11 protein-coding genes are annotated in these 18,009 nt (G+C 59.2%); 4 read left to right on the top strand and 7 right to left on the bottom strand.

The window, feature by feature from the left end:
• Positions 1-183: 183 nt before the first annotated feature.
• The 7 genes from QMX93_RS23765 to QMX93_RS23795 form a co-directional block, all read right to left on the bottom strand.
• Entirely contained in the window at positions 184-1,605 is a 1,422-nt protein-coding gene (locus QMX93_RS23765) for a TolC family protein (RefSeq protein ID WP_282358179.1), read from the bottom strand.
• Complete coding sequence (locus QMX93_RS23770) at positions 1,602-4,781, bottom strand: efflux RND transporter permease subunit (protein ID WP_053119927.1); 3,180 nt, start codon at positions 4,779-4,781, stop codon at positions 1,602-1,604. The genes QMX93_RS23765 and QMX93_RS23770 overlap by 4 nt, the downstream gene beginning before the upstream one ends.
• A gap of 15 nt (positions 4,782-4,796) precedes the next feature.
• On the bottom strand, positions 4,797-6,050 hold the full coding sequence (gene mexE / locus QMX93_RS23775) for a multidrug efflux RND transporter periplasmic adaptor subunit MexE (protein WP_282358180.1): 1,254 nt from the start codon (positions 6,048-6,050) through the stop codon (positions 4,797-4,799).
• A gap of 231 nt (positions 6,051-6,281) precedes the next feature.
• Complete coding sequence (locus QMX93_RS23780; protein WP_282358185.1) at positions 6,282-8,618, bottom strand: TonB-dependent receptor; 2,337 nt, start codon at positions 8,616-8,618, stop codon at positions 6,282-6,284.
• A gap of 175 nt (positions 8,619-8,793) precedes the next feature.
• Positions 8,794-9,759 (bottom strand): FecR domain-containing protein, encoded by a 966-nt coding sequence (locus QMX93_RS23785; protein WP_282358181.1) that lies wholly within the window; start codon positions 9,757-9,759, stop codon positions 8,794-8,796.
• Entirely contained in the window at positions 9,756-10,277 is a 522-nt protein-coding gene (locus tag QMX93_RS23790; RefSeq protein ID WP_159811317.1) for a sigma-70 family RNA polymerase sigma factor, read from the bottom strand. Before QMX93_RS23790 ends, QMX93_RS23785 begins: the two co-directional genes overlap by 4 nt.
• Positions 10,278-10,443: 166 nt before the next feature.
• Complete coding sequence (locus tag QMX93_RS23795; RefSeq protein WP_053119932.1) at positions 10,444-11,358, bottom strand: LysR family transcriptional regulator; 915 nt, start codon at positions 11,356-11,358, stop codon at positions 10,444-10,446.
• Positions 11,359-11,628: 270 nt separating this feature from the next.
• On the opposite strand from QMX93_RS23795, the gene QMX93_RS23800 reads away from it, so the two are divergent.
• From QMX93_RS23800 to pgm, 4 genes are all read left to right on the top strand, one after another.
• Positions 11,629-12,651: a zinc-dependent alcohol dehydrogenase family protein gene (locus QMX93_RS23800; protein ID WP_053119934.1), complete on the top strand. Its 1,023-nt coding sequence runs from the start codon at positions 11,629-11,631 to the stop codon at positions 12,649-12,651.
• Between the two features lie 545 nt (positions 12,652-13,196).
• Positions 13,197-14,660 (top strand): hypothetical protein, encoded by a 1,464-nt coding sequence (locus QMX93_RS23805; RefSeq protein ID WP_282358182.1) that lies wholly within the window; start codon positions 13,197-13,199, stop codon positions 14,658-14,660.
• Between the two features lie 49 nt (positions 14,661-14,709).
• A complete protein-coding gene (locus QMX93_RS23810; RefSeq protein ID WP_282358183.1) occupies positions 14,710-16,110 on the top strand; it encodes a PLP-dependent aminotransferase family protein in 1,401 nt (466 codons plus the stop codon).
• A 106-nt stretch (positions 16,111-16,216) separates the two neighbouring features.
• The gene (gene pgm, locus QMX93_RS23815; RefSeq protein WP_282358184.1) at positions 16,217-17,863 is read left to right on the top strand and encodes a phosphoglucomutase (alpha-D-glucose-1,6-bisphosphate-dependent); all 1,647 of its coding nucleotides are present in this window, start codon (positions 16,217-16,219) and stop codon (positions 17,861-17,863) included.
• The last annotated feature ends 146 nt before the right edge of the window (positions 17,864-18,009 follow it).

The raw sequence follows: 18,009 nt of genomic DNA on the forward strand, positions 1-18,009 counted from the left end.
GCCGAAGGCTGCGATCTTTTGATCTTGCCAATCTAAAAGCACCATCAAAAGATCGCAGCCTTCGGCAGCTCCTACATGAAGTCGGGTCATTCGGCAGGCACAAAAAAGCCCCGCGACCGAATGATACGCGGGGCAAAAAATTTGGTTGGTTGCGGCCAACCAAAGGAGCTCTTTAACAATCGATTACTTGCTGGCAACAGTCTCCGGTTGCCAGCCGCCGCCGAGGGCTTTGTAGATCGCGACAATGCCGCGATACAGATCGACTTCGGCCTGCGCCTGCGTGTCTTCAGCGTTCAGACGTTCACGCTGAGCATCAAGCAGCACGAGGAAGTCGGTGGTGCCTTCGCGATAGCGGATCTCCGCCAGGTCAGCAGCCTTGCGGCTCGACTCACTCTGACGAATCAGCGAGATCAGCCGTTGCTGACGTTTGCCGTAATCGCTGAAGGCGTTTTCCGATTCTTCCAGGGCCAGCAGCACTTGCTGCTCGTAAGTCGCCAGTGCGCCTTCGGCTTCGGCATCGGCGCCGCGCAAACGCGCTCGCACGCTGCCAAGGTCGAACGCAGCCCAGGTGATGCTCGGGCCGAGTGCCCAGGCGTTGGCCGCCGAGGAACCGATTTGCGAACCACGCCCGGCCGTCCAGCCAAGGAAACCGCTGAGGCTGACCCGTGGGAACAGATCGGCTTTCGCCACGCCGATGCGCGCTGTGGCCGAAGCCAGGTTGCGTTCTGCGCTGAGAATGTCCGGGCGACGTTGCAGCAGTTCACCCGGATCGCCAATCGGCAAGGCCTTGGCAATCGCCGGCAAGTCTTTTGGGCTAAGGTCGACGGTCAGCTTGTCCGGACGCTCACCCAGCAGGGTGGCGATGCGGTTTTTCTGCCGAACCTGTTCGGCCTGTAATTGCGGCACGCTGGCTTCTACCGAGGCCAGACGCGCATCGGCACGTTCGACGTCGAGCTGATCGCCAACACCGGCATCACGCAGGCTGATGGTGATCTTGCGCGATTCCACCTGATTGTTCAGGTTGGCCACGGCGATCTTTTCCCGCAACTGAGCGCCCCGCAGTTGACCGTAAGCGTCGACCAGTTCGGCAATCATGGTGACTTGCAGTTGGTACAGATCGGCTTTGGCGGCCTCTTGATCGGCGTCGCTGGCTTCCAGATTGCGCTGGATGCGCCCGAACAGATCGAGCTCCCAGGCCATGTCCAGACCGAGGTCATAGCGTTCGCTGTTGACCCGGTCGTTGGTCTGGCCGGGGATTTGCCCCTTGGCCAGGTCACTGCTGACGCGGCTGGTGATGGTCGGCATTGCATCGTTGCTGGCGTCGTCGCGGATTGCCCGAGCGGCTTTCCAGCGGGCGAACGCCACGCGCAGTTCACGGTTGCCTTGCAGCGATTGGGTCACCAACTGGTTGAGGGTCGGATCGTCGAATTGCTGCCACCAGATGCCTTCGAATTTCGAACGGTCGAAGTTCTTTTGCCCGGCGGCGCCGTCGGTGACGGCCGTGATGTTGGCCGCCTCCGTGGCTGGGGTCTTGTAGTCGGGGCCGACGGCGCAGGCGCTGAGGGCCAACACCAGCAGGCTCGGCAGGAAGACTTTCAGACTCATTGTTGCGCCTCCAGTTTGAGGGCCTTAGCCGCTTTGCGGGCTTCGCCGCGCTCAACAAAGTTACGGATCAGCACGTAGAACACGGGCGTCAGCAACAGACCGAAGAAGGTCACCCCGAGCATCCCGGAGAACACCGCCACGCCCATGGCATGACGCATCTCGGCACCGGCACCGCTGGAGAACACCAGTGGCACTACACCCATGATGAACGCGAAGGAGGTCATCAGGATCGGCCGCAGACGCAGACGGCAAGCTTCCAGTACTGCGGCGAGCGGGTTGAGGCCTTCTTCCTGTTTATCCTTGGCGAACTCGACGATCAGAATCGCGTTCTTACACGCCAGTCCGACCAGTACGATCAATCCGATCTGGGTGAAGATGTTGTTGTCACCGCCCGAGATGATCACACCGGTGATGGCCGACAGCAGGGTCATCGGAACGATCAGGATCACCGCCAGCGGCAGGCTCCAGCTTTCGTACTGAGCGGCGAGCACCAGGAACGCCAGCAATACGCAGAGCGGGAATACGAACAGCGCGGTGTTGCCGGACAGAATCTGCTGGTAGGTCAGGTCGGTCCACTCGTAGGTCATGCCGTTCGGAAGTTCTTCCTTGAGCAGTTTCTCGATGGCTTTTTCGGCCTGGCCGGAGCTGTAGCCTGGGGCTGCGGCACCGTTGATTTCAGCGGTAATGAAGCCGTTGTAGTGCATCACGCGATCGGGGCCCGAGGTGTCGCTGACCTTGATGAAGGTCGCCAGCGGGATCATTTCGCCTTTGTTGTTACGCACTTTCAGCTGACCGATCTGATCGGATTCGAGGCGGAACTGCTGCTCGGCCTGAACGTTGACCTGATAGGTGCGCCCGAAGCGGTTGAAGTCGTTGGCATACAGCGAACCCAGGTAAATCTGCAGGGTGTCGAAGATGTCGCTGACGGCCACGCCGTGGGTCTTGGCTTTTTCACGGTCGATGGCGGCATCGACCTGCGGCACGTTCACGGTGTAGCTGGTGAACAGGCCTGCCAGTTCCGGCACGTTATGGCTCTTGTTGATGATGTTCATGGTTTCTTTGTACAGCTCGTCATAGCCCAGGTTGCCCCGGTCTTCGATTTGCAGACGGAAACCACCAATGGTGCCCAGACCTTGTACCGGCGGTGGCGGGAAGATCGCCATGTAGGCTTCTTGAATGTTGGCGAACTGGCCGTTCAAGGCCCCGGCGATCGCACCGGCGGACATGCTCGCGTCTTTACGTTCGTCGAACGGTTTCAGAGTCACGAAGACGATGCCGGCGTTTGGGCTGTTGGTGAAGCCGTTGATCGACAGGCCGGGGAACGCTACAGCGCTTTCCACGCCTGGCTGTTTCAGCGCGAGGTCGGACATGCGTTTGATCACGTCTTCGGTGCGATCCAGGCTCGAAGCGTCCGGCAGTTGCGCGAAAGCGACGAGGTATTGCTTATCCTGGCCGGGTACGAAACCGGTCGGGGTGCTGGAGAAACCGAAGAAGGTCAACACCATCAGGCCTGCGTACAGCAGAAGGGCGATGCCGCTGCTGCGGATAACCCGGCCCACCGTGCCGACGTAGCCATGGCTGGCGCGGTCAAAGAAGCGGTTGAACGGACGGAACAGCCAGCCACCGAAGATCTTGTCGAGCACTTTCGAGAAGCGGTCTTTCGGTGCGTCGTGGCTTTTCAGCAACACAGCGGCCAGCGCTGGCGACAGGGTCAGCGAGTTGAACGCCGAGATCACGGTCGAGATGGCAATGGTCAGTGCGAACTGCTTGTAGAACTGCCCGGTGAGGCCGGAAATAAACGCCGCCGGAATGAACACCGCACACAGCACCAGCGCCGTGGCAATGATCGGGCCGGTCACCTCACGCATCGCCCGTTTGGTCGCTTCGACCGGCGTCAGGCCGAGTCCGATGTTCCGCTCGACGTTCTCCACCACCACGATGGCGTCGTCCACCACGATACCGATGGCCAGTACCAGACCGAACAGCGACAGCGCGTTCAGCGAGAAGCCAAACAGGTGCATCACCGCAAACGTACCGATCAACGACACCGGCACCGCCACCAACGGAATGATCGAGGCGCGCCAGGTTTGCAGGAACAGAATCACCACCAGCACCACGAGGATCAATGCTTCGAAGAGGGTGTGAACCACCGCCTCGATCGAACCGCGCACGAAGATCGTCGGGTCATAGACGATGCTGTAATCCATGCCTTGTGGGAAGCTTTTCTTCAACTCGTCCATCTTGCCGCGAACTTCGTTCGAGATGTCGATGGCGTTGGAACCAGGGCGCTGGAAGATCGGGATCGCCACGGCCGGCTGATTGTTCAGCAACGAACGCAGGGCGTATTGGCTGGAACCCAGTTCGACGCGAGCGATGTCTTTGAGGCGAGTGATTTCACCATTGTCGCCAGCGCGAATGATGATGTTCTCGAACTCTTCCTCAGTGACCAGACGGCCCTGAGTGTTGACCGACAGCTGGAAGCTCTGGGCATTCGGGGCAGGGGGCGCGCCCAATTGACCGGCAGCCACTTGACGGTTCTGTTCACGAATGGCGGTGACCACATCAGTCGCGGTCAGATTGCGTGAAGCGGTTTTGTTCGGATCGAGCCAGACCCGCAACGAGTAGTCGCCCATACCGAACAGTTGCACGTCACCGACACCGTTCAGACGCGCCAGCTCATCCTTGATGTTGAGGATCGCGTAGTTCGACAGGTAGAGCATGTCGTAGCGCTTGTCCGGCGAGGTCAAGTGCACAACCATGGTCAGGTCGGGCGAGGCCTTGTCGACGGTGATACCGATGCGTGTCACTTCCTCGGGAAGTTTCGGCTCGGTACGGGTCACCCGGTTTTGCACCTGCACCTGCGCATTGTCGAGGTCAGTGCCCAGGGCGAAGGTGATGGTCAGGGTGATCTTGCCGTCGGCGGTCGACTGCGAGGACATGTACAGCATGTTCTCGACGCCGGTGATGGCTTGCTCCAATGGAGCCGCCACGGTTTCACCGATGACTTTGGGGTTGGCGCCCGGGAAGTTCGCACGCACCACCACGGTCGGTGGCACGACTTCCGGGTATTCGCTGATCGGCAGCTGGAACAGCGAGATCGCACCGGCGATCAGGATCAGCAGCGACAGCACCGCTGCGAAGATCGGCCGTGAAATGAAGAATTGGGAAAAATTCATCGGAGTTGTCGTCCCTTAACCGCGTGGGGTCGTGGCGGCCAGCTTCACAACCGCACCGGACGCACCCTTGGCAGGGGCGACTTTGGGCAGGTTGCTGGCTTCCAGCGCTTGACGTTGTTGAGCGAGTGCCGCGATGGTCTGTCCGCTGGCCATCGGCACCACTTCCGGGGTGACCGGCGAGCCAGGGCGAACCCGTTGCAGACCCTTGACGATGATCGTGTCGTCCTTGTTCAGGCCGGTGCGGACGATGCGCAGGCCTTCGATTTTCGGGCCGAGTTCGACGGCGCGGTACACGGTGTTGTTGTCCGCATCCATCACCAGCACGAACTTCTTGCCAAGGTCGGTGCCGACCGCTTCGTCGTTGATCAACATGGCGTTGTAGGTGCCGCTGCCAACCAGTTTCAGTCGTGCGTAAAGGCCCGGGGTGTAGGTGCCGTCGCTGTTGTCGAACACTGCGCGACCACGGATGGTGCCGGTTTTCGGGTTGACCTGGTTGTCGACGAAGTTCATCTGACCGAGGTGCGGGTTGCCGTCTTCATTGGACAGGCCCATGTACACCGGGGTGGTCGCGCCGCGCTGACCGTTGCGAGCGAGTTGGGTGTATTTAAGGAACACACGCTCGTCGGCATCGAAGTAGGCGTAAACGCGATCAGTGGAAACCACGCTGGTCAGCGGCGTGGTGTCGGCGGTCACCAGGTTACCGGCGGTGATCTCGGCACGGCTGACGCGGCCAGTGATCGGCGCGATCACGCGGGTGAAGCTGAGGTTGAGTTTGGCCAGATCCAGTTGCGCTTGCAGGGCACCGACGGCGGCGCGGGCTTCTTGAGCAGCGCTGGTGCGCGAGTCAGCCAGTTCGGCAGAGATCGCGTTGCTGGCACGCAGACGTTCGCCACGGCCAGCTTCGTTTTCACTGCGGGTGGCGTTGGCGCGGGATTGGGCGACAAGGGCTTCGAGGCGGCGAACCTCGGCCTGGAACGGACGCGGATCGATCTGGAACAGCAGGTCGCCTTTCTTGACCAGGGCGCCTTCAGTGAAAGCGACGTCGTCGATCTGGCCGGAGACCCGTGGACGGATTTCAACGGTTTCCGGTGCTTCGAGGCGGCCGGTGAATTCGTCCCATTCGTTGACCGGTTGTTCGATCACCTTGGCCACGCTGACTTTGGCAGCAGGCTGGGTGGCGGCAGTCTCCGGAGTCTTGCCGCAGGCGCTCATCACCAGGATGGCCAGCATGGCCAACGGGAAGCGCAAATGTTTGAGTGACTGTTCCATGGATGCATCCGCCAATGTATTGAAGATGGGCGGATGATGCTCGGCAGGCTGTGATGGCACGAATCGAATGAAGCAAAGGTAACTATCATTCGGAATGATATAAGACCGCAGCGAGCCCTCTAGCATGCACCTTTCGTTAGGGTGCTATCAATATCCTTAATGAAAGTTTCATGCGAGAGGTCTGCCGGCGCATGGCGCACCCATAAAGAGGGCGCGCCACTTCAGAGCGGATCAGAAGTTGTACTTGAAGCTCGTCATGATATTGCGCGGTGCGCCGTAAACCCCGTACAGACCAGACTGGCTGTAGTACTCGCGATCAAACACGTTGTTCAGATTCACCGAAGCGCTGAGGTTGTGGCTGATGTCGTACTTGGCCATCAGGTTGGTCACCGCGTAGCTGCCCTGGCTGAACGTATGCAGGTCGGCGCCGACTTTGCTCTGCCAGTTCACGCCGCCGCCAATCGTGACTTTGTCCAGCGGGCCGTGCAGGCGATAGCTGGTGAAGGTCTTGAAGCTGTTGCGCGGCAGGTTGGTGTTGATGCGCTCGTCGTCTGCGTTAGTGGTCACCGAATAAGCGTAGCCGGCGGAGGCCTGCCAGCCTTCGGCCAGTTCACCGTTCAACTCCATCTCGATGCCTTTGGAGGTGGTGTCCTGCTCGGAGCTGTAGACGTTGTCGTGTTGCCAGATCGCCAGGTTGTCCTGCTCCAGTTTGAACACGGCCAGGCTGGAGTTGAGCTTGCCATCGAGGTGCGTGCCCTTGATGCCGATCTCGTAGCCTTTGCCTTCCATCGGGTCGAGCGGTTTGTTGTCTTCGTCGGTGACCCACGAGGCTTGCGGGTTGAAGATCTTGGTGTAGCTGGCGTACAGCGACCAGGTGTCATTGAGGTCGTAAACGATACCGGCGTACGGAATGAACACGCCGTTTTCTTCGCGATTGACTTCGCTTTCTTCGCCGCCATACGGGCGATCCGAGGTGTCGCGTTTCCAGTTGATCACGCGGCTGCCGAGGATCAGGCTCAAGTCATCGCTGACGCTGAAACGCGAGGTCAGGTACGCCGCGTATTGGTCTTCGTCGATCGACGATTTGCCGCTGACGGCGAAGTCCGGTTTGGCCGAGTTGCCGTCCCAGGTGAACAGGTTCTCGATAGCGCCCGCCGGCGAGCCGTTGTAGTCGTAACGCCAACCGCCCCAGCTCGGCGTGCTTTCTTTGTACTGTGAGAGGGTCATGCCGGTGATCAGTTGGTGTTCGCGCCCGAACAGACTGAATGGGCCGGTGAGGTACACATCGAGGTTGTCCTGACGCGGCGTGCCCGAGAAGCGCACCGGCAGTTGCGACAGACCGCTGCCGTCGGTATTCAGCTCACCCATGGCGAAGTTGAACAGTTCGTCGAACTTGTTTTCGGCGTGGGTCAGTTCGATCTTGCCGCTCCAGCCGTTGCCCAGTTGCTGCTCGATGGAAGTGAAGAAACTGGTCTGTTCATGATCGTTGTACGACCAGTCTGGCGCAGCATTTAGCGAACGTTGCAGGTCGGTGCGCTGGCCGGTACTGAAACGCGTCGGCAGGCCGGAGCGCAGCGGCGAGTCGATATCGCTGCGCAGGTAACTGAAGCCCATGGTCAGCAGGGTGTCTTCCGTCAGATCGAATTCGGTGATGCCGTAGATCAGCTGCGACTGCTGGTTGTAACGATCGATCCAGGCTTTTTCGGTCTTGTAGTCGGCAACAAAGCGTCCGCGCACATTGCCGGTTTCCGTCAGCGGCCCCGAGACGTCAAAACCGGTGCCGTAGCGATCCCAGTTGCCGGCTTCACCGGTGATGCTGGCCTGCGCTTCGGCAGTCGGGCGCTTGCGGATCAGGTTGATCGTCGCGGACGGGTTGCCCATGCCACTGATCAAACCGGTGGCGCCGCGCACGACTTCTATGCGGTCGTACATCGCCATGCTTTGCGAATAGTTGTCGAGGCGCGTGTTGGTGGGAACGCCGTCGACCTCATAGTTCTGAATCGCAAAACCGCGCGACCAATAGGAATCGCTTTCCGAACCGAGACCGTCGCGCACCACGGTGATGCCCGGCGTGGCTTCGAGGGCATCGGTCAGGTTGGTCAGGCGCTGGTCATCGAGACGCTGACGGGTCATCACCGTCATCGATTGCGGAGTCTCGCGCGGGGTCAGGTTCAGCCGCGTCGAGCTGCTGGAGGAATACGTGGTGTAGAGCCCGGTGCCTTCAGTGGTCGAACCCGGCGCCTTGCCGGAAATCGACACCGCGCTCAGCTCCAGCGCATCACCGGTGCTGGCCTGCAGCGAATAATTGCCGTTGGCGCCGCGACTGGCTTCAAGCCCGGAACCGGCCAGCAGAATCGCCAGTCCTTGGTCGACGTCGTAACGACCTTTAAGGCCGGATGTGTTGCGCCCCTCGGTCAGCGATGAGGAGTAGGACAACAGGATGTGCGCAGTCTGGCCAAAACGCGTCAACGCCGGTGCGAGTGCGCCAGCGGGGATATCGAAATCTTCCTGCGTTTGCTCGGCGGCGGCCCAGTTCGGCGCGATCAGCAGTGGTGTGGTCACAGTCATGCAAGCGATGCCTTGAACCACGGCGCCGGCCAGTTTCTGTTTGATCGAGAATTGCCAGCCCTGGCGTTTGCGTGCGGTGAGATTCACGAGTTGCTTCCCCATTGAATTGAATGTCTGGGGTTTAAGTCTCGCGAGAATCGAAATCAGACCACCCAAATGCGAATCTTTTTCAGTATCAGGCGGTGCGCGGTTTCAACATCACCCAGTAGCGAGTGAATTGCTGCACATCGAGCTGCAAAGTGTCGGCGACGGCGAAGATGATTCTCTCGGTGTTGCCGAGGGGGAAGGTGCCGGAAACCCGCAGGTCGGCCAAACGCGGATCACAGGCCAGATGGCCCTGGCGATAACGGCTCAGGTCTTCGAGGAAGTCGGCCAGACGCTGGCCCTGCGCGACCAGCATGCCCTGACTCCAGGCCGGCGCGGTAAGTGCAATGGCTTGCCTGCTGAAAATCTCCCCGGCGCTGAAACTGATCTGCTCGCCGGCCTTGAGTGCGATGGGCTGATGCGACAGACGGGAAGGGTTGATCACCAACATGCCCTGATAAACGCTGACCTGAGTGAAACCGGCGCGCTGTCTGACGCTGAAGCGCGCGAGTGCGGATTCCAGTCGACCCTGAGCGGTGTCCACCGACAACAATCGGCCATCGGCGCGGGTGACCAGCAGCTCGCCGCGCAGCAACTTGATGCGCCGCGATTCCCGTTCAAAAACCACGTTGATTGCGCTGTCGGTGTTGAGCTGGATTTGCGTGTTATCGGCCAGCGTAAAGCTCTTTTGCTCGCCAACCTGGCTGTAGTAATCCGCGCGCCAGTCTTGCACCAACGCCGTGTCTTTCATGGCCCAGGCACCGGCACCGGCCGCAAACAAAACGCTCAACTGCTTGAGCGCCGAACGCCGTGACAACGTGGGTCGCAGGGCGGCGTGGGCGAGGGGGCGCTGGTCGGGGCTGCGCAGGTCGCGCATGCGTCGTGCAAACACTTCCGCCCGTTGCCAGGCGTGCTCGTGCACCGGGTGCGCCTGACGCCAGCGCATCCACGCCGCGAGCGTCGCTTCGCTGACCTCGGGCTCCTGCAACTCAAGGTGCCAGTGCATGGCCTGCTCGGCGACGTCGCCGGAAATCGCCAAAGTATCTTCGCGGTTCATGGCAGGTCGAGGCTGTCATCGAGCATGATGCACATCGCCCCGGCCTTGATGATGTAGCGCTTGACCGTGGTGATCGAAACGTCGAGCCGCGCGGCGATTTCACCGTGACTCAAACCGTCCATTTGCGACAGCAGAAACGCCTCGCGCACCGGGCGCTCAAGACCTTCGAGCGCAGCGTCGAGGGCGATCAGGGTTTCTAGCAGAATGGCCTGAGTTTCCAGGCTCGGCGCGACCTGCTCGGGCATCGCTGCCAGTGCTTCAAGGTAGGCGCGTTCGAGTTTTTGTCGGCGGTAGTGATTGCACAGAACACTCTGCGCCACCTTCGCCAGAAACGTGCGCGGGGCGTGTAGTTCCGGCACTTGCTCCTTGGCCAGCAGGCGCATGAACGTGTCCTGTGCCAGATCAGCCGCACTCTGCGAGCAATTGAGCCGACGCCGTAGCCAGTTCTGTAACCAACCGTGCTGCTGGCGATAGAGCACAGCGACATCGCAGAAACTGGTTTGTGGAGATGGAAGCATCGTAGGAGGGCGCCGGATAAGGATGGTACAAATGATAATCCTTATCATATATATCGGCTGGGTGTGGCGGCAAGAAGTGTGGGTAGGAATTTTCGCAGCAGGGGTTGGCGCAAAGAGGCTAACGTCGCTGAGGTGTCAGCGACGACGTCACCATCGACGGTGGGTTCTAGAGGCTGTCCGGATCGCCAAAGAACATCTGAATCCGCGACCGCAACCAGCGCTCCCCCGGATCATTATCCTGCGACCCACGCCAAGCCATGTGCAGCTCAAACGTGCGCGTCGGCAACGGCGGATCTTCCGCACGAACCCCACCAGCCGCCGTCAGCGCTTCCGCGGTGTAATCCGGCACGGTCGCGACGATGTCAGTGCCCGCGAGCAAGGTGCTGAGCCCGTTGAACTGCGGCACGGCCAGCACCACATGCCGTTTGCGGCCAAGCTTTTCCAGTTCTTCATCAATAAAGCCACTGAGGTCGCCGGCAAATGACACCAGCGCATGCGGCCGCGCACAGTAATCATCCAGACTCAACGGCCCCGGCACGGTATCGGCGCGCAGCAATTTAGGCGCGCTGCGACGCAAGACCTTGCGTTTGGCGTTGGCCGGCAGGTCGGTGGTGTAGCTGACGCCAATGGAGATTTCGCCGGAAGCCAACAGGCCCGGCATCAATATGTAGTTGACGCGACGAATCACCAGCACGATGCCTGGGGCTTCAGCGCGAAGGCGTTTAAGCAGCATCGGCAGCAGGGCGAACTCGACGTCATCGGATAAACCGATGCGGAACACCGAGGTGCTGGTCGCCGGATCGAATTCCGCGGCACGGCTGACGGCCGTGGAAATCGAATCGAGGGCAGGCGAGAGCAGGGCGAAGATTTCCACCGCGCGGGCAGACGGCTCCATGCTGCGCCCGGTGCGTACAAATAACGGGTCATCGAACAGGCTACGCAGGCGCGAGAGCGCCGCACTGATCGCCGGCTGACCGAGAAAGAGCTTTTCCGCCGCCCGGGTCACGCTGCGTTCGTGCATCAATGTTTCGAATACGATCAACAGGTTCAGGTCGACACGACGCAGGTCATTACGATTCATCTGGAGTCCTGGCAGAGTCATCAAGCTTGACGAGAGCGGCCATATGAGAACAATGGCCGGCATGAATCTTACGGGGAAAGGCTGGTACTCTGCACCGGAAAATTCAGCTTTACCGAGCCGGTGGCAGTGATTTTTTGCTGGATTGTGCCAATGCCGCCCATACTGCGGAATCAATGACAGGCATGTCGACTATTAATAGCCACTGATAGTCTTGGGTTAAAAGCCCAGATAGAGTTCATGGCATTAGAGGTTACTTTGACGAGGTTTGCGATGTCCCGCACGATCCGTTTTCACAAGTTTGGTCCCGCCGAGGTGCTCAAATGCGAAGAGCATGCGGCCGCTCAGCCAGGTCCTGGCGAAGTGCAGGTACGTGTCGAAGCCATCGGCATCAGCTGGTATGACACGCTCTGGCGTCAGAACCTTGCCTCGTCTCAGGCACGTTTGCCTGCAGGCCTCGGTCACGAGATGGCCGGTGTGGTCACCGCCGTCGGTGACGGTGTCGATGATCTGTCGGTAGGCGACAAGGTGGCCAGTTTTCCGGCCGAGAGCGCCAACGATTATCCGGTTTACGGCGAGCAGATCTTGCTGCCGCGTACCGCGCTGACCCGTTATCCGGATGTCCTCAGCCCGATCGAAGCCAGCGTGCATTACACGCCGCTGCTGATTGCCTATTTTGCCTACGCCGATCTGGCGCGGGTCAAACCGGGGCAATTCGCGCTGGTCACTGACGCTAGCCACTGTGCCGGGCCGTCTTTTGTACAACTGGGCAAAGCCTTGGGTGTACGCGTGATTGCCGCGACCAAAACCGCGGAAGAACGTGAATACTTGTTGTCGCTGGGTGCCGAGAAAGTCATCGTCACCGAGGAAGAAGATCTGCTGATGCGGATCAACAAGATCACCGACAACCGTGGCGTTGACGTAGTGTTCGATGGCCTGGGTGGCCCACAGATGTCGTTGCTCGGTGACGTTCTCGCCCCGCGTGGCAGCCTGGTGTTGTACGGTCTGCAAGGTGGCAACCAAACGCCATTCCCTGCGTGTGCAGCGTTCCAGAAGAACATTCAGTTCTTTGTGCACTGCATCGGCAACTTCACTGGCAAACCGGAGCTGGGCATCACGCAGGATTCCGTGGCGCTGCAACGTGCCTTGCGTGACATCAACCAGTTGACCGCTGATCGTGTGCTGCTGCCGCTCAAGACTCGGGTGTTCCCGTTCGATGAGTTTGTCGAAGCACACCGCTACATGGATGAATGCCCATGTCGCGAACGGGTCGCCCTGCAGGTCGAACCGGCGTAATACTGCTGAACAGAGTCCGTGGCCCCACGGACTCTTTGCGTTTATCCCCCAAAAAGAGACTGCCTGCGCGTGATGCGTGTAGGGCCATTCAGCAACTGAACTGGTTTTTGCTCTCGATCTGTATCTTCTAATCGCTATATAAGCCCTGATAATTGAATGATTACTTTCATCTCAAGGAATGAGCCATGGCTGTGCATTTTATTTGCCCTGTGCAATATCAAACGGCTACTTCTGCTGGTCGTGTCAATTTCTGTTTAATTGTTGTAGGGCTATTCCGAAGTTGCGTCCTTTTTTCTTGTACTCAATTGTCGTGGGCTGTTGTGGGAAGTTTCCTAGGAATATTTTCCACAAAAAAATACCGTTATTTAACAATCGGTTGAAGCCCGTGGTGTGGGCGTTGGTGGGGTCTTAACTGTTCAAGTGTTTCAAATAACTACGATTGCGTAAGTGTTAGCATTTGAGCGTCTATTACTTATTGATGAATTGTTGTGCGACCGAGCATTCAGTCTGCGCAGCATGAAACTATTGATACCGGGTAAATACCGATGAGCACGATCCATGATCAGGCAATGAATTATGTCTACCAGCAAGTCCTGCAGCGTTTGCTGAGCTTCTTCTCACGCGCAGAACGTACGGCGTTGCAGCTATTGATGCAGCGACTGCTGGTGGCCGCTGGCGGCATGGAAAACATCGGTCATTTCAAGGTGCTGGTCGTCCAGTCGGGCTCCCGGGACAGCTGTTACACGCTGGCCCTGCTGCGGGCCGCGCAGTTGAGCCTGGCCAGTCGTTCACCGGCGACATTCCAGTTGCGCGTAGCCAACCTGCGCTGGAACGGCACAAGTCCTTTCGCCTTGCAGAACATGCACCGAAGCTACAGCGCACTGTTTCTGTATGACGATCCTCGGGTTGAACTGTTGATGGTGGATCATCGCGAGGTGCTGCCGTTCGATTATCAGACGCCCGCCAGCGAGGACAGTCGTGAAGCCAATCGCGTCAATCTGTTGATGGTCGGCCATCGCCGCACATGGGATGAGCCCCTTGAACTGTGGGACGACGCCTACCTGGCTACGGCGGAGTTCTACAGCCAGATCGCCCGCTGGAACAATGGCGTCGATGCGATGATTGGTGCTGAAACACCGCGCCGGCAACAGCAGTTTCTCGAGGGGCTGAATCGCGCTGCGCTCAAGGCCGAGATCGGTGGTTTGCCTGCTGAGCACGGTGGTTTTGATGCTTTATTCCCGTTGCTCGACGGTCTTGGCCCAGATTTCTACCGCCATTTTCATGCGGACGGTGAGCACCTGCCATGGCGCCCGGAGGGCAAGTTTGAGGCCTGTCGCCGCACCAGTTTTATCGCTATTAACGACATGATTGTCGGAAAACTTGAAGAGCGCTGGCCTTTGCTCAGTGATTTTCTCGGGTTCCAGGCCGACGATCTTGCGCTGTATCACAGCGACAACGACTACGTTGAGCCGCTGCTTGCCGCGCATCTTCAAGGTTTGCAGGCGTGCGTGATCGAGGGGCGGACGTACGAGGCCGGCATCAGCGAATATTTGCAGGAAAGCCTGTTGACGATGCGCCTCAAACAGGTGCCAGAACCGGTGTGTGAGCAGTTGCTGGCCAATTTCGGCAACTTGCTCGACCTCGAGCAGCGGCGCATTCAAGCGGCCAATCACCTGCAAGCGACGTTCGCAATCAGTGAAACCCAACTCACGTGCCTGTTGTTTGCGCCGTTCATCGATCATGGCGCCGGGCTCGAGCGGTTTCTGCGCAAGTGCCACCCCGGCATGCTGGTGGCATTGCCTGACCTGCACCGCGCCATGCATGGCTCGAGTGCGCCGGAACAGGTCATGAAGTGGATGACCGACGTCAGCGGATTACCGGTCAAACTGATCAGCCGTTTGTACGCTATGGGGCCGATTCACATGCCGCAATCGACTGAAGCATCAGGCTCTCGCGCCGATGCCAGCGAGGCAGATGTCGTTGCGGGTGACCGGTCGGCGGAAGGTTGAACTTGAGCCTTTTGGCACATATTGCGCCAATGCCTATGGATGAGGGCTCATGAAGGTCTTGCGTGAAAACGATTTTGCTTACCAAGCGGTTTACCGCTACCTGACGTCGGTGATTAACGAGTCCGACGCCGCTGGCGCCATGCGATTGCCGTCGTTGCGCCAATTGGCGGATCGCTTGAAGGTGTCGATCTCGACCATTCAATACGCGTATTCGCTGTTGGAGAAGGAAGGGCGGGTTTACTCGATAGCCAAGTCCGGTTATTACGCAAAAGCCCGCTCGCTCCTGGTGCCGCCGGCCAATGGCAGCGATCTGCTAGAGGCTGTCTATGTCAACGCCCGGCGCCCGGGCATGTGCGTGTTGAGCACCGACGATCCGGCGTCGCTGCAGCCGCTGGACAGTCCTTTGCTGATGCTGGAAAGGGAGTTGCTGCGGCAATACCCGCGCCAGCCACAATTGTTGCTGCAACCCTGTGGTGAACTGGAATTGCGCACGGTTCTGGCGGCGCGCTACACCACTTCATCGACCCATTGCTGGCACGCCGATGACGTCTACATCGGCGCTGATCTACGCGCCGTGCTGGAAATACTCATCGCCGTGCTGGAATTGCGCCAGGCCACGGTTCTGGTCGAGTCACCCTGTGACTGGGTGATCCTGCGTCTGTTCGAGGCGGCCGAGGTACGCGTCATCGAGTTGCCGTTGCAGATCGATGGCGCACTGGATGCTCAATGGCTGGCGTCGTTGCTCAAGACTGAACCTGTGCGACTGATTTTATTGTCTTCGGCATTGAATCTGCCGCATGGCAGCGCCGCGCCGACGGCCAATCGGCAATTGATTGCAAAATTACTCGCGGAGCAGGGCACCTGGGTATTGGAAAATGACTGTTGCAGTGAGCTGGCAGACGAGCACGATGGCCAGCGGTTACGCGACTGGCTGGATCCCGAGCGTTTGCTGGTGTTTTCCGCTTTCGACAAGATCATCGGCGCCGAAGCCCCGTACGGTTTCGTCCTGTCACGTCAGTGGCGAAGCGAATTGCAGCGGCATTTTCTGCTGCGCTCGTTCCGCTTGTCGGTCACTCGGCAAAAAGCCATCGCGCGTTTGTATGCGAGTGGGCGCATCGATCAGCATTTGCTGGTGTTGCGGCGGTTACTCAAGGAACGCCGAACCCACCTGATTCAGCTGTTGCGCGAGCGTTTGGGCGATGCCTTGCAGATAGTCGAGCCACAGGGCGGGGCGACGGTGTGGGTTCGGTCGCTGCGGACGGTGAACATGAGCGAGGTGTTTCATGACTTGCTCAGGCAACAGGTTGTGATTGCCCCCGGCGAGTTGTTCAGCCTGCATCGACAGCACGCGCAGCACCTGCGCTTGAGCGCGATCAGTCACAGCGATCATGATCTGGCCAGCGTGGTCGGGCTTGTCGGTGACGCCTTGCGCCTTGCGCCCGCCGAGTGACGTTAGAAAACTTCTGCGATGTGCCGGATAGATCCCATCGCGCTGTGGTCATACTGCCAGTAAACTGCGCTGTATTTCCTGAACCACTCGATCTCAGAGGTTTTGCATGACACTCAGTCCTTTTGCGGGCAAACCGGCACCGGCAGAATTGTTGGTCGATATCCCGCGACTGGTAACGGCCTATTACACCGGCCAGCCTGATGCATCGATTTCGACCCAGCGCGTGGCGTTCGGCACGTCCGGGCACCGGGGCAGTTCCTTTGATTTGAGTTTCAATGAATGGCACGTTCTGGCCATCAGCCAGGCGATCTGCCTGTACCGCGAAGCCCAGGGCATCACCGGCCCGCTGTTTGTCGGCATCGACACTCACGCATTGTCGACCCCGGCCGGGGCGAGCGCGCTGGAAGTACTGGCCGCCAACGGCGTGACCGTCATGATCGCCGAAGGTGATGAATACACACCAACGCCGGCGATCTCCCACGCGATTCTTTGCTACAACCGTGGCCGTACCACTGGCTTGGCGGACGGCGTGGTTATTACGCCGTCGCACAACCCACCACAAAGCGGCGGCTACAAATACAACCCAACCAACGGCGGCCCGGCCGATACCCACATCACCAAGTGGATCGAGTCCAAGGCCAATGAGTTGCTGGCGAACAAATTGGCGGGCGTAAAGCGCATCAGCTACGAGCAAGCGCTCAAGGCCAGCACCACGCACCGCCATGATTACCTCAACACCTACGTCGCCGACCTGATCAACGTCATCGACTTCGACGCCATTCGTGACGCCAAACTGCGTCTGGGCGTGGATCCGTTGGGCGGAGCAGGGGTGCGCTATTGGTCGGCGATTGCCGAGCACTATCGTCTGGATCTGGAAGTGGTCAACAAAGAGGTCGATGCGACTTTCCGTTTCATGACCGTCGACTGGGATGGTCAGATTCGCATGGACCCATCGTCCAGCCATGCGATGCAGGGTCTGATCGGTCTGAAAGAGCGTTTCGACGTGGCTTTCGCCTGCGATCCGGATCACGACCGCCACGGCATCGTCACGCCGTCCGGTGGTTTGCTGGCGCCGAACAATTACCTCGCCGTGTCTATCGATTACCTGTTCCAGAACCGTCCGCAATGGCGCGCCGATGCTGGCGTGGGTAAAACCGTGGTCAGCAGTGGCTTGATCGATCGCGTGGCCAAGCGTCTGGGTCGTCGTCTTTACGAAGTGCCAGTCGGCTTCAAATGGTTCGCCGACGGTCTTTTCGACGGCTCGCTGGGTTTTGGCGGTGAAGAGAGCGCCGGTGCATCGTTCCTGCGTAAGGATGGCGGCGTTTGGAGCACTGACAAGGACGGTCTGATCCCGGCCCTGTTGGCAGCGGAAATGACTGCCCGTACCGGTCGCGACCCGAGTCAGGCTTACCGTGCATTGACCGATGAACTGGGCGAACCGTTCTCCGTGCGCGTAGACGCCAAGGCGAATCCGGAACAAAAGGCTTTGCTGAGCAAGTTGTCGCCGACGCAAGTGACGTCGACTGAACTGGCGGGCGAGAAGATTCAGAGCATTCTGAGTCATGCGCCGGGCAATGATCAGGCGATCGGTGGTTTGAAAGTGATGACCGAGAACGGCTGGTTCGCGGCGCGTCCGTCGGGCACTGAGGACATCTACAAGATCTACGCTGAAAGCTTTATTGGCGACGACCACCTCAAGCAACTGGTGGCAGAGGCGCAGACGTTGGTGGATGGGGCGATTTCCACGAAATAGTGGCAATCACCACAACGCCTGTTGTGGTGTTTTGGCTGTTTAACTGTGGTGCAGCGATTTAAATGTGGCGAGGGGATTTATCCCCGTTGGGTTGCGAAGCGACCCCCGCTTTTTAAATTGCTGGGGGCTGCTGCGCAGCCCAACGG

This window comes from Pseudomonas sp. PS01303, from assembly GCF_029959385.1.
Classification (GTDB): Bacteria; Pseudomonadota; Gammaproteobacteria; order Pseudomonadales; family Pseudomonadaceae; genus Aquipseudomonas; species Aquipseudomonas rustica.